We start from the raw sequence: 14,507 nt of genomic DNA on the forward strand, positions 1-14,507 counted from the left end.
TAAACAGAGCTTTTTTGCATTTTACATGAGGTAAGTTTTAATAAAAATTCAGTAAATATCTTCATCTATTATAGATAAAACGAAATCATACAAAAGAATAAAACACTGGTCTTGATCCGCATATTATAGAAATAAATATCTCTAGGTACTTCTGTTATAAGGATGAGCCACTAACACATCTTTAGAATTAGCGTACTTAATGTAAAGAGTGTTGCAGTCTTAGAGCAAAAAGAAGTGTACCAAGAACAATAAATGCAAGAAGCCCTAAAAAGATATGCCATCCTAAGTAATGATAAAAAACACCCGGAGCGAATGTACCAACGGTTCCACCTGCATAATAAAACGAGAGATAAAGCCCATTTGAGATAGCTCGCTTTTCATGCGCTAATTTGCTAATGAGTCCTGAAGCAACCGAATGAATGATAAAGAAGCCTGCACAGAAGACAAACATTCCGCCAAACATTACCATATAGTTATTTATATGAAAAATCTGCAGCCCTATGACATAGGTTATGATACCAACAATGATAGTTTTACTTTCGCTTTTAAAAAGACGAATCATCCATAAAATACGAATAGAAATAATAAAACCAATGATATAACCCGCATACATCATACCTACTTTGCCGTATCCCATCGTTGAGCTAAAGGTTTTGAGTTGAAAAGGAATGAAATTTAGCAGTGCCTGAAATACAAAAAAGATAAAAAACATCATCATGTAGATATTGAAAAATGTCTTATTTTTCAAAACATCCATAATTTGAGAAAATTTAGGTTTGACAAAATCAACCTTCACTTCTTCACTTAAAAAGTTAAGGCATCCAAACATCGCGATGAGTGCAATGCCTAAAAGTACAAAAAAGAGTCTCCATCCAAAATAATCACTCAGCACTCCTGAGAGCAATCGTCCAACAAATCCACCCAAAATAGTAGCCCCGATATAATACCCAATCGCCTGTTGTACTCTATCTTTAGGTGTAATGAAGCTGATATAGCTCATTAAGGAAGTAAGCACTGCAGGGATTAACAGACCTTGTAATGCGCGGATTGCCAAAAGTACAGGATAGGTATCGCTCCATGCAAAACAAAGTTCTAAAATACCTAAAATTAAAACAGCATTTCTCAAAAAGAGCTTAGAAGAAAACGTCTCTAAAATGTAACCATAAAAAATCGGTGCAAATCCAAGAGGTAACATAATGACCGTTGTAAAAATAACCGCTTCAAAGCGACTTAAACTAAACTCTTTTTCAAAAAGGGGTTGAATGGGTTGTACCGCATAAAGCGTACACAGTGTTAAAATCGTGCAGGTATAAATGATGAGGAGTTGGTTATTGGAGAGAAAACGTGCAAGGGAGCTTTCGCCCCCTAGCCTATTTGTCTGAATCAATCTGAAAATCCCAGAAAAACTCTATCCATTCTGTTGCTTCACGTGCCGCAAAATCAGGGCGAAGCAATGCTTTTTCTTTATAAAAAACAGAAGCGATTTTAAAATCTGCTTCAGGATATTTTGCAGTTAAAACGCGTTGAATCTCGATCATTGTTTCACCACTATCGATAATGTCATCAACAATGACAACGCGTTTTGCTTTGCTAAGATCTGGGATATTAAAAATGTTGATGGTATCAAGCTTACGAGTCTCCTCATAATGAATTGAATTGATAGAGTAAAGTGCTCTCATCTCCAACGCTTCTGATAAAAAATGACCTAATGTCATACCACCACGAGCAACTGCTAAAATAACATCTGGATTATAAGGCTTGATCTCTTTAGCAAGTGTGTTCACATCTTCTTTAAATTCTTCATAACTATAATAACGCAAATTAATGTCCTTCCTGTACGATAAATACGATTAAACTGACCAGTGTCAGAAACAAAATACCAAAATTAATATCTTTGAACTCTTTCTTGATAAGTTTGATCAATACATAAGAGATCAATCCAAATGCCAAACCATTGGTAATAGAGAATGTCAAAGGCATCATAATAACAATCAAAAAGGTTGAAACTGCAATCGCTGTGTCTTTAAAGTTAATATGAGAAAGTTCACCAAACATCAAAACGCCTACCATAACCAAAACAGGATAGATGGCATTTTCAGGAATGGCTTTAAACAAAGGCATCATGAAAAGAGTAAGGATAAAGCAAAGTCCTGTCACAACAGCGGTTAAACCAGTACGACCCCCTTCTTCAACACCGCTTGCACTTTCGATAAATGCTGTGGTTGTAGAAACACCTACGACCGAACAAACAGTACTAGCAAGTGCGTCAATTTCCAATGTTTTTTGAAGTTCTTTTCCATCATCTTTAAATAAACCTGCACGGAAACCAACACCTGCAAGTGTTCCAAGTGAGTCAAATAAATCGGTAATTAAAAAAGTAATGATGACAGGGAAAAGAGAAAGTGTCAATGCGCTTTTAATATCAAGTTCAAAAGCAATTGGGCTTACAGAAGCGGGCATAGAGAAGAATTCTGTTGGATACGCTGCAATACCTGAAATCCATGCAACAATAGCGGTTGTAACGACCGCAAGGATAAATGCACCTTTAAGTCGCCATGAATAGAAAGCAAATACCAAAACAAGTCCTAAAACGCCAAGTAGAACATTTGGGTTTTTAAAGTTACCTACACCCACTAAAACAGCAGGATTTGCAATAACCATACCCATACTTTTGAGTCCAATGAACGCGATAAATGAACCAATACCCGCACTAATAGCACGTCTTAAATCATGAGGAACACTTTTCATAATCCAAACACGCAGTGGTGTCAAAGAGAGGATTAAGAATAAGAGTCCTGAGAGAAAAACAACGCCAAGTGCTGTTTGCCAAGGCACTTTCATACCTAGAACTAAACCAAACGTAAAGTAAGCATTAAGTCCCATACCAACACTCATTGCAATTGGGGTATTTGCCCAAAGACCATTGAGAATCGTCGAAAAAATAGTAATCAAAGCAGTTGCTGTGATTAGCGCCTCCATCGGCATGCCTGTTTTGCTCATGATGATAGCATTGACGGGTACAATGTACATCATGGTCAAAAATGTCGTAAACCCAGCTGTTAGCTCGGTCTTGACAGTTGTCCCATTTTTTTCAAGTTTGAAAAAATCCAAGGGTTATCCTTTTATTAATATGTTTTGAGTTCGTTGTATAAACTATCGCGTTCAACTGCTTTAAAGCCACTGGTTTCAATAAGCTCTAAAATACTTTGCAAACCAAGTCCTTTAGCACTTTTAGCGCCTGCGGCGGATTGAATCGCTTCGGCTTCAATCGTACCATCCAAATCATCTGCACCATACTCCATTGCAACAAGAGCTAAGTTAATCGTCGATGTTGCCCAGTAGGCTTTAATGTGGTTAATATTATCGAGCATCAAACGACTGATGGCAAATGTTTTGAGAATTTCGGTTGAACTTAAAAAATCTTCGACATGTAAGTAGTTGTTGTCACGTTGGTAGACAAGAGGAATAAACGCATTAAAACCGTGTGTGCGGTCTTGCAGATCACGAAGGCGGAGCATATGGTCGATGCGGTGTTCACGCTTTTCCACATGACCAAACAGCATCGTCGCATTGGACTCGCGACCACGTTTATGCCAGAGTTCATGGATGTGTAACCACTCAGCTGAGCTGACTTTACCTTTGCAGACATATTCGCGCACTTTTTCATCAAAAATTTCAGCACCACCACCAGGCATAGAGTCTACACCATACTCTATCATCTTATCAATGACCTCATCAAAACTGAGTTTATACTCTGTTGCTAGGAAGTTGATTTCTGCTGCGGTTAGTGCCTTTACATGTAGATGTGGAAAGCGCTTTTTGATCTTGGAGAAAATCTCTAAGTACCATTCTAACCCTGTTGCAGGGTTGTGTGCTGAGACAACATGGACTTCAGTGATGTGATTATTGTTCACTGAGTTATCCAAGATAGCTAAAATCTCTTCATGCGTCATAGTATAAGGATTGGGGTTTTTACGATTAGCGGAAAATGCACAGAATTTACAGATGTCTTTACAGATGTTGGTAGGGTTGATATGTCGATTGACATTGAAAAAGACTTTATCGCCATGAAGTGCTCTTCGTCTTTGATTCGCGTATTTACCGAGTGTAAATAGATCAAGATCGTAGAGGGCTATGCCATCTTCAAGGCTTAGTCGTTCATTGTTTTCAAGTTTTTCTATAAGAGTCATGAATTACTTTCAGAAAGAAATAAGAGCAGATTTTAGCAATTTTTTTTATAAAGAGAGGTTAAAAGTTTAAAAGTACCATGGAAGGGAAGAAAAGTACCAAAATGATTCCTTTTCTCCCCCTATTTTTTATAGATAATCTTCTGGTTTATAATGTTCAACGACAAAATCGATATCTTTATCGCCACGACCACTGAGGTTCACTAAAATAGATTCATACGGTTTTTCTTTGGCAAGTTTCATCGCAAATGCCACAGCATGAGCACTCTCAAGAGCAGGAATGATGCCCTCATAATGGCTTAGATCGTAAAAGGCTTGAATGGTCTCTTTATCATCTGCAATACCTACTTTGGTACGCCCAATAGAGTTTAGATACGCATGTTCAGGCCCAACGGAAGGATAGTCTAATCCACTTGCGATAGAGTAAACTTCAGCAGGCTCACCAGCATCGTTCTTAAGCATAATGGAATTAAAGCCATGCAGCATTCCTTCACTTCCATAGGTTAAACTTGCAGCATGTTCTCCAAGTTTTGTTCCACGTCCTCCTGGTTCAACGCCATACATCTCACATGGATCGTCAATGAATGCCGAGAAAAGGCCGATAGCATTACTGCCACCACCCACACACGCGACTAAATTATCAGGAAGATTGCCTGTCATTTCTAAAAATTGTTCTCTAGCTTCTATGCCAACCACACTTTGAAAATCTCTGACCATTTTAGGGAACGGATGAGGACCAACAACAGAACCGATGCAGTAAATGCTATTTTCTGGATCTTGTAAATATGCTACAAACGCTGAATCTACAGCTTCTTTAAGCGTTCGTGCTCCAAAACTCACTGGTACTACTTTAGCACCAAGCACACGCATACGTACAACGTTTGGATGCTCTTTGGCGATATCTACTTCACCCATGTGAATTTCACACTCAAGCCCAAAGTACGCAGCTGCCGTTGCAAGAGCCACACCATGCTGCCCTGCTCCCGTTTCAGCAATCAACTTCTTTTTACCTAAATACTTAGCTAAAAGTGCTTCACCCATACAATGGTTAAGTTTATGAGCACCTGTGTGGTTTAAGTCTTCTCGTTTGAGATAAATACGTGCACCACCAATATGCTCGCTAAGACGTTTTGCATAATACACAGGTGTTGGGCGTCCTTGATAGTGTTTGCGTATATCACGCAATTCACGGATAAAATTGTGCGAGTTACCAATCGTCAAGTACGCCTCTTCAATCTTTTTAAACTGTTCTACAAGTTCAGGCGGTAAAAAAGCTCCACCAAATTTTCCAAAATAACCATTTGCGTCAGGGAAGGCTCTTAGATAAGGCTTTTGCATCATTTTTATCCTTTTGATTTCAAGTGCATTGGTCACAACTTCATCACACGTTTGGTTACAACCAAGCTCTTTTTCTGTATTATATCATATAAGTTTTCTGAGGAATGGTGTATGGAAATTGAAGAGATTATCGAAGATTTGATTGATAAAAATGCGGACGATTTTGAAATATCAAAACTGATTAAAGAGCACATTAAACACTATCTTGGCTCTTTAAATGAAATATTTGTCGAAAATCAAGGCAAAGATTTTCTGGTTAAACACGCTAAAAAAATTGACCAATTTATCATCCTCATTTACAAATACACCCTGCGCAAATATTTTGGTAACTACATGCCTTTTGTCAACTCCATTCCCGTCGTTCTTGTGGGTATGGGAAGTTACGGAAGAGAAGAGTTGTGCGTTTACTCAGACATTGACCTTATGGTTGTTTACAAAGCTGTTCCTGGATATAACATAGAACCTCTCATCCAATCGATGCTTTATCTTGCATGGGATGCAGGGATTAAACTGGGGCATCGTACGCATAAACTTGAAGAACTTTTAGCGGCAAGCAATCAAGACCTCACCATTAAAACGGCTATGTTAGAATCTCGTTTCTTATGTGGCTCAAAACTCTTATGGATGGAAACAGAGAGAGAACTTCTTAAAATTCAAAAATGGCAAAAAAAAGAGGTCATTGCTCAAATTGTTGCCGCCAATGAAGAGAGACGTGCCAAACATCCTATGAGTATGGAGCCCAACATCAAAGAAGGTGTGGGCGGACTCAGAGACGCCAATACCCTTTCATGGATTTGTAAAATTCTCTTTGGAAGCATTCGTATTCGTGACCGTGTGCCAGAAATCATCAATGAGGAAGAGTACAGAGAGTTTAGAAGCTCTTTAGAGTTTTTATACCGTGTACGCTCCGCTTTGCACCTTAGTGCCAAGAAAAAACAAGATGTGCTTAATCTTGAGTTTATTCCTGATGTTGCCCAAAAACTAGGCTTTCAAAACAAAATTCTTAAAAATGCGCAAATGCAACTTGCCTCTCGAACACTCTCTTCCATGCACACCATAGATGTCACGTGTAAAATCTTTATGCGCAAACTTACTGCATCGGTACTAAGTCATCCAACGCGTTTGAATGATCTGAAAAAAGGACGCATTGAAAAAGGGTTGTATGTTGTTGATAACTGTGTCGTGGCTTCGCTCAAAAAACCAAGTCCAAGTCTTAGCGTTGTATTAGAGCAACTTCAGCACTTTGATGATCCAAAGCTTAGTTTTGATATCAGTTATATCAGTTATATCAAAAATTGCCATTACACATCGCATAATTCTAAAAAAATCTATAAAAAATTCCGAGCACTGCTCTTTCAACCTAATGTCTATGCACTCTTTAGTGTTTTATATGAAGCGTCTTTGTTACAACAACTCATTAAACCGTTTCGTCAGATCCTCAACCTTGCACAGTTTGATGGCTACCACAAACTCCCTGTGGACATCCACTCATTGAACACACTCTATCACTTAGAGAACATCAAAGAGCCGTTTATCAAATCACTGTTTGACGACCTTTGCCCTGAAGGACGTGCCTTAATGAAGCTCGTTTCTTTTGTTCATGACATTGGGAAAGGACGTAAGGGCGACCATAGTGAACTGGGCGCTAAAATCTTCAGAGCTTATGCCTTGAAATTAGAGTTTTCAGAACAAGCAATTGAGACGGGAATTACACTCATTAAATACCATACCCTTATGAGCAATACAGCTAATCGTGAAGATATCTATGATGAAAAAGTGGTCCTAGCGTTTATTTCAAAACTTCAAAGTCCACAGATTTTGAAAATGCTCTACATTTTGACTTACGCAGATACCAATGCTGTTAATGACAACATTTACACAGGGTTTATTGCGAAACTTCTTCGTGAATTTTACAACTATAGCCTTGAGATGTTTGATAAAGAAGAACTCATTGATGAGACAACCAAACGCCTACGAAAAGAGAACAGCCTTAAAAAGACACCTGAATTTTTAGAACTCTCTAAAGTGCTTCAGAAAAAAACACTCTCCATTCAATCCAATTTCTTTTTCTTAAAACAAAAACCTCATGAAATCGTTCAAATTGTCACAGAAGCCGATGAAACACCAAGTGATTCATATCGCTACAAAATCAGCAATGAAGACCACCTTAGCATCAACGTTATTCGAGGCAAAAACTTCAACATTGGGTATCTTTTGGGAAAACTCTCCTACTTAGACCTTGTGCAGATGGATATCTATAAACTGTTTGATGGCAAAAAATATTTCCAAATTGACTTTAATGAAAAAGTTACGGAAAATGACATTGAAATCATTAAAGAACTCATCGAAAACTCGTTTGATATGAGCAAAAAGGTTACGCTCAAAAAACCGACTATCCTCAAAGGTGAGATCGACATCAACTGCGAACATTCAAAATCATACGCTCTAATGCATGTCAATACAAAGAACCAACACGGGCTCATGGCATACTTTATGAGTGTCTTTGATGAACACGGCATTGATATCGCTATGGCAAAGATTCAGACGATCAAGAATCGAACAAGAAACCTGCTTTTAATCGAAAAAACAGTGGGTTTATGTAACAATGGAGAAAATATTTTAGATTATTTTTATTAAAAAGGTAATGTCTATGTGTGGAATTGTTGGCTATATTGGAACCAAAGAAAAACGCAATTTTTTAATTAGTGGGCTCAAAGAACTAGAATACAGAGGATATGATTCAGCAGGTATTGCTGTGCTTAAAGATGGTGATATTACGTCATTTAAAGCCACAGGAAAACTCTCAAATCTAGACCATAAAGTCGAAAATTTTAGCTCATCAGGTTTTGGTGTGGGTATCGGACATACTAGGTGGGCAACACATGGTAAACCAACAGAAGCAAATGCACATCCACACTGGGGTGAATTCTCCTACATCATTCACAATGGCATCATCGAAAACTATAAAGAGATCAAAGACGAACTTTTAAAAGATGGTGTAAAATTTTTAAGCCAAACTGACACCGAAGTAGCCGTACATCTTTTTGAAAAAAATGTCCGAGAACTTGGAGATTGCTTTAAAGCGTTTGAAAAGACTGTAGCTTCTCTACATGGCGCTTATGCAATTTTACTTATTACAAAAAAAGAACCCGATGTTATCTTCTTTGCGAAAAATGCTGTGCCATTACTTCTTGGGAAAAGCAGTGAAGGAGAAGTCTTCTTTAGCTCTTCTGATGCCCCACTGATAGGCCTTGTTAAAGAGGTTGTCTATCTTGAAGATGGCGAATACGGTTGGGCAAAAGATAAAGAAATTACGCTTTTAAAAAATAGTATTGCTCAACACCTTGATTTCAAACCACTGACGCACGATAAACTCTCTGCACAAAAAGATGGCTACCGTTACTTTATGGAAAAAGAGATTTATGAGCAGTCTTTAGTCGTTGGAGAAACCCTTATGGGTCGTATCAAGGACAATTCTGTTGTCTTGGATGAACTCTCCACTCTTGATCTTTCAAACATTGATGCCATTAAAATTTGTGCATGTGGTACAAGTTATCATGCAGCACTCAGCGCGTGTTATATGTTTGAACGTTTAGCCAAAATTCGCACCAATGTTGAAATAGCCAGTGAGTTCCGCTACAAAGAGCCTCTGCTTGATCCAAAAACACTCTTTATTGTCATTTCTCAAAGTGGTGAAACAGCAGACACACTAGAAGCCCTTAAAATGGCAAAACGTGGAGGTATGCAAACACTCGCGATTTGTAATGTCGATAACTCCTCTATTGTACGTACTGCTGATATGACCATCCTTACTCGTGCAGGTATTGAAAAAGGTGTCGCCAGTACCAAAGCGTTTGCAACTCAAGTCATCACTCTTTGGCTTTTAACACTCTTCATTGGTGAGCATAAAGGAAGTATGGATGAGGCAACACTTCAGAATGAAATTGCAGCACTGCTTCACATTCCACTTGTTTTAAAAGTCAATGAAGCAACCCATGAAAAAATTCGCCGTCTCTCCAAACGTTATCTTCACGGACATGGTTTCTTCTTTATTGGTCGTGATCTTTTCTATCCACTCGCTCTTGAAGGTGCACTCAAACTCAAAGAGATCAGTTATCTTCATGCAGAAGGTTACCCTGCAGGCGAGATGAAACATGGACCAATAGCTCTTGCCGACAGCGAGCTTTTCACTATAGCCTTAATGCCTAAAAATCTTCTCTACGATAAGATGAAAAGCAACGTCGAAGAACTAGGTGCTCGCGATTCAACCCTTTTGGTGATTAGTCCAGAGTCCTTTGAGTTAGCCGATGATTTTATCAAAACAAAGCCTCACACACATATGATGGGCGAGTTTTTTGAGATGATGCTCATCACCCAATTGCTTGCCTTAGAAATATCCATTCGCCTTGGAAATGATGTCGATATGCCACGAAACTTAGCAAAAAGTGTCACTGTAGAATAATCACCTGTAAGGAAACGCGATGCAAAAAAAGCTCTCTTTGGTCATTGTAGGAACGATTTTTATCTCTTTTATGATTCTTATGGTAATTTCAGCTCTTTCTATCCGAAGCATTGGGATTAAAAATGCAGAAGAGAAAGCGCAAATCATTTCAAGTTTAGTAGAAGACGGGCTTAGTGCACATATGCTAAGCGGTACAATGGATAAACGAGAATTTTTTCTTAAAAAGATAAGTGCGTCCAAAGGGGTTGAAGCTCTTTGGATTTTTCGTAGTGAAGCAGTTGAAAAACAGTTTGGCAAAGGGCTGGGTAATGAACTCATCCGCGATGGCATCGATGAGAAAGCCCTTAAAACAGGTGAAGTTCAAAAACAAATTACAGAAAGCACTCACAGCGCGAAACTAAGAGTCACAACACCTTATATTGCAAAAGAGCATGGTCTTCCTAATTGTATGCAGTGTCATCAAGCTAAAGAAGGTGATGTTTTAGGTGCAATTAGTATTGTGTTTGATATCTCAGACGTAAGAACCAATGGTATTTTAACCTCATTAACCATTTTGGGTGTTTCTATCGTCATTATGATCTTAGTTTTTATCATTATCAATCACTCTATGAAACCATTGATGGAACTGTTTCACTCTATCAAGTTTGTTATGAAAAAAGCGCAAGAAGGTGAATATGTTAGACGTGTGCGCTGTTCGAGCAATGATAAAGAGTACCAAGATGTTAAATTTTGGATCAACTCTATTTTAGATAAACTCGAAGATACCTTAAAAGACATCGAAGCAACCGTTAAAAAGTTTTTAGCCCTCTCACCAAATCATCAATCTGACCTTCTGCTCGAAGCACAAAGCATTGTGCATGAACTTTCCGATATTTATCAGTTTAAACGTACCATTGAGTTTGATGAGAATAAAGAGCAAGTCTACAGACGTATAGGCTCCATTTTGCAGAATGAATTAAAACTCAAAGACTTTGTTTTGATTGAATCAGGAAAGAATGCTATCCATCCAACCATCGTCTTTGATGCGGCGAGTCAAAAACGCAATCTCGATCCAACCTGTCGTGCGCTTCGTACAAAACAAGCTGTCTTTTCTGATCAATTTAAAAATATTTGTGAATCATGCGAAACATGTGATCATCATCATCTTTGTATTCCGTATCTTATTAGCAGTGATTTTGAAATCTTGCTCAGTATTTGGGCAAAAACTCCAGAAGAGTTGAACTTTACAAAAGAGCAACTTCCTAAAATTCAAAATTACATTGATGCAGCCAGACCTGAACTTGTCAGTAAAAACCTTACCGAGATTTTGAAAATTTCCTCAACAACCGATGCGCTAACAGGACTATTTAACCGAAAATACCTCGATGAATACATCGAAAAAGCGCTCTCTCAGGCTAAACGTAATGGCATCGTCTATGGAATTTTGATGATTGACATCGACTTCTTCAAAATGGTAAACGACACATATGGTCACGATGTAGGCGATAAGGCGATTAAAGTTTTAGCACAAGTGCTTAAAGAAAACATTCGTGAATCTGACACCGCATTCCGTTTTGGGGGAGAAGAATTTTTGGTACTTTTATATCAATGTGAAGAGACAATGGTAACGAACATTGCTGAAAAAATTCGTCTTGCTTTTGAGAAATCCCCTATTCAATCCAACAATGGCTCAACATTCTATAAAACATTGAGCGTTGGCGCATCTATCTTCCCGAAAGATTCAGATTCATTGTGGAAATGTATTAAATTTGCAGATATTGCACTCTACAATGCAAAAGATAGCGGTCGTAATTGTGTCAAACGTTTTGATGCTTCTATGGTCGATTCTCAAGAACTCAAAAGCGATTTTTAAAGGTAATGATGAAATTTTACCGCGTGTATATTGAGCTCACTAACATTTGTGGGCTCAAATGCAGTTTTTGTCCTCCAAAAGCACTTCCATCACATACTATGTCACTCTCTTTTTTTGAACATGTACTCAATGAACTTACACCCTATACAAAAGAAGTAGCGTACCACATGGGAGGAGATCCACTCACGCTTTCCAATCTGAAAGCTTATTTGGATATAACGCTCAAAAAACACTTTAAAGTAATACTTACCACCAGTGGATACTACCTAAATAAACATGATCTTCATACGTTATTACATCCTGCCATCAAACAGGTCAATATTTCACTGAACAGTTATAATAAAAACAGTATGCCACTCTCATTTGAAGCGTATATGGAGCCTATTGTAGCGTTATGCCAACTTAAATTAGAAAAAAATAGAGAGCTTTTCATTAACCTTCGTTTATGGAATATGGATGAAGAACAGAGTGAAAAAACCTTCAATGAAACACTTTTTAAGTACCTTGAAAAAACGTTTAACACGCCATTAGATGCTACAAAAATCTATGAAGAGAAGCCTCGCTCTATTCGATTGACAGAAAAAGTCTTGCTGCACTTTGACACGTATTTTGAATGGCCTTCTCTTGCTTCATCCCATCACAGTGATGGAACATGTTTAGGGCTTTCTTCTCATTTTGGAATTCTTTCCAATGGGACTGTTGTGCCTTGTTGTTTGGACAAAGATGGTGTTGTAGAACTTGGCAGCCTACAAACAGACACACTCGAGCACATCTTAAATGCACCAAGAACCCACACTATCATTGAAGGCTTTAAACGTCATAAAGCTATCGAAACTTTATGTCAAAAATGCAAGTATAAAAACCGTTTTAAGGAGAACTAATGTCTGACAAATTATATGAAAATGAATACTTCTATATCGAAAAAGAAAATGCCATCATCCCTTGGGTAAAAATTTTCTCAAAACGTCCTTATAAAGAACTCAGTGACTGCGACCCTGAGACACAAGCTGCTATGCTTAAGGCCATGCTGATTGTCGAAGAAACCATGCGTTTTTACTACAACCCTAAAAAAATCAATATTGCGATGTTTGGTAACTATGTTCCTCATCTGCATATCCATGTTATGGCACGATTTGAAGAAGATTCGCACTTTCCTGAGTCTATGTGGGGAGTCAAACAACGTGAAGCACACCTACATCTCCCAAGTTTTGAGAACTTTGTTACCATTCTACAAAGTAAGTTAGCGCTCTAATCCTGTTTTTGGGTGAATTTTAATCTCCCTTTTGCTAAGCTTTTTGGAAAAATTTTAAAAAAAATATAAAGATAACGAATGAAAAAAGTGTTCCTAAGTTTCTGTTTTTTACTCTCAACGTATGCGTTTAGCGCAAATTTACATTATTCTCTCATCAAAAAGGAAAGTGGCAAAGAAGGTAGTACTCTTTTAATTGTCGGAGGTATTCATGGCGATGAACCAGGAGGTTACTTCGCACCAATGCTTTTAGCCCGTTACTATAAAATTGAAAGTGGTAATCTCTGGATTGTTCCAAATCTCAATTTTGACAGCATTGTCAAAAATTCTCGTGGTATTAATGGTGACATGAACCGTAAATTTGCCAAAATCGAGACGAAAGATAAAGATTTTGACACTGTTGCAGAAGTTAAGAAACTTATTTTAAACCCAAAAGTGGATCTTACTTTGAACCTCCATGATGGACAAGGGTTCTATAGAGATCGCCAAATTGATAAAAACTTTAATCCAAAAGCGTGGGGACAAGCAACCATTATTGATCAGCAACAAATTTCAAACGCTAAGTATGGCAACCTAGCAGAAATCGCTAAAAAAGTGAATCAAGAGACCAATGTTGACTTGATCGAAGATGTCCATGAGTTTAACGTGAAAAACACCAATACAAAATCTCAAGACAAGGCAATGCAACAAAGTTTGACGTACTTTTCTATTACGAACAACAAACCTGCTTTTGCTATTGAGACCAGTAAAAACATCACTCAACTTTCGCATAAAGTCTTTTACCAACTCAAAACCATTGAAAAATTTATGAATGTTATGAACATCAAGTATTCTCGTTCTTTTGAATTAAGCGAGGAAAATATTAAAAAGCTTCTTAACGATGATGGTATGTTAGAAATTCCTCCAACAAAAATCACATTGGATCTTGCAACGCTTAAAACCTACATCAAATTCTTCCCAATGAGTAAAGACAAATTGGTTTATAATAGCAACAACCCTTTAGTAGCTGTTATTAAAGACAAAGATGAATACAAAATCATGAACGGCAATATTTTAGTTTCAACACTAAAACCTGATTTTATCGAGTTTGAACACTCTTTAAATGATATTGGTCTGATCATAGATGGTAAAAAGACAACAGCAAAGATAGGCTCTCTCATTAGCGCAAAAAATAGCTTCCAAATTGATCCAATTAATGGCTATCGTATCAATATCATTGGCTACTCAAAACCAGGTGTCATTAGTGAAGGTGGCATAAGGGTTGAACCAAAAGATTTTATCAAAAGTTATGCTATTGATAAAGATGAAACAACCTATATGGTACAATTTTACAAAGATAAAAAGTTCTGTGGTATGGTCAATATAAAATTTGAAGATGAGAAAAAAAGTAAAAAATAGCCTTTCATCTTGTACTTCTTT

General features: G+C 37.6%; 11 protein-coding genes. 6 read left to right on the forward strand and 5 right to left on the reverse strand.

Annotated features, from left to right (window positions below; all coding sequences use genetic code 11):
* Positions 1 to 196: 196 nt before the first annotated feature.
* The 5 genes from UCH001_RS09445 to trpB form a co-directional block, all read right to left on the reverse strand.
* Entirely contained in the window at positions 197 to 1,387 is a 1,191-nt protein-coding gene (locus UCH001_RS09445) for an MFS transporter (protein WP_231963925.1), read from the reverse strand.
* Positions 1,371 to 1,820, reverse strand: a complete 450-nt coding sequence (locus UCH001_RS09450; RefSeq protein ID WP_067177247.1) for a phosphoribosyltransferase — start codon at positions 1,818 to 1,820, stop codon at positions 1,371 to 1,373. The genes UCH001_RS09445 and UCH001_RS09450 overlap by 17 nt, the downstream gene beginning before the upstream one ends.
* 1 nt (position 1,821) lies before the next feature.
* Entirely contained in the window at positions 1,822 to 3,111 is a 1,290-nt protein-coding gene (locus UCH001_RS09455; protein ID WP_067177251.1) for an NCS2 family permease, read from the reverse strand.
* A 14-nt stretch (positions 3,112 to 3,125) separates the two neighbouring features.
* Positions 3,126 to 4,190, reverse strand: a complete 1,065-nt coding sequence (gene mqnE / locus UCH001_RS09460; RefSeq protein WP_067177253.1) for an aminofutalosine synthase MqnE — start codon at positions 4,188 to 4,190, stop codon at positions 3,126 to 3,128.
* A gap of 126 nt (positions 4,191 to 4,316) precedes the next feature.
* Positions 4,317 to 5,525, reverse strand: coding sequence for a tryptophan synthase subunit beta (gene trpB, locus UCH001_RS09465; RefSeq protein WP_067178511.1), 1,209 nt, complete (start codon positions 5,523 to 5,525; stop codon positions 4,317 to 4,319).
* A gap of 111 nt (positions 5,526 to 5,636) precedes the next feature.
* On the opposite strand from trpB, the gene UCH001_RS09470 reads away from it, so the two are divergent.
* From UCH001_RS09470 to UCH001_RS09495, 6 genes are all read left to right on the forward strand, one after another.
* Positions 5,637 to 8,162: an HD domain-containing protein gene (locus UCH001_RS09470; protein ID WP_067177255.1), complete on the forward strand. Its 2,526-nt coding sequence runs from the start codon at positions 5,637 to 5,639 to the stop codon at positions 8,160 to 8,162.
* 13 nt (positions 8,163 to 8,175) lie between these two features.
* A complete protein-coding gene (gene glmS / locus UCH001_RS09475; RefSeq protein ID WP_067177257.1) occupies positions 8,176 to 9,987 on the forward strand; it encodes a glutamine--fructose-6-phosphate transaminase (isomerizing) in 1,812 nt (603 codons plus the stop codon).
* 19 nt (positions 9,988 to 10,006) lie between these two features.
* Positions 10,007 to 11,839: a GGDEF domain-containing protein gene (locus tag UCH001_RS09480; protein WP_067177258.1), complete on the forward strand. Its 1,833-nt coding sequence runs from the start codon at positions 10,007 to 10,009 to the stop codon at positions 11,837 to 11,839.
* 8 nt (positions 11,840 to 11,847) lie between these two features.
* A complete protein-coding gene (locus UCH001_RS09485; protein ID WP_067177259.1) occupies positions 11,848 to 12,720 on the forward strand; it encodes a radical SAM/SPASM domain-containing protein in 873 nt (290 codons plus the stop codon).
* Positions 12,720 to 13,091, forward strand: coding sequence for an HIT family protein (locus UCH001_RS09490; RefSeq protein WP_067177261.1), 372 nt, complete (start codon positions 12,720 to 12,722; stop codon positions 13,089 to 13,091). The genes UCH001_RS09485 and UCH001_RS09490 overlap by 1 nt, the downstream gene beginning before the upstream one ends.
* A gap of 78 nt (positions 13,092 to 13,169) precedes the next feature.
* On the forward strand, positions 13,170 to 14,486 hold the full coding sequence (locus tag UCH001_RS09495) for a M99 family carboxypeptidase catalytic domain-containing protein (protein ID WP_067177263.1): 1,317 nt from the start codon (positions 13,170 to 13,172) through the stop codon (positions 14,484 to 14,486).
* Positions 14,487 to 14,507: the final 21 nt, after the last annotated feature.

Origin of the sequence: Sulfurospirillum sp. UCH001 (assembly GCF_001548035.1) — a bacterium.
Lineage (GTDB): Bacteria > Campylobacterota > Campylobacteria > Campylobacterales > Sulfurospirillaceae > Sulfurospirillum.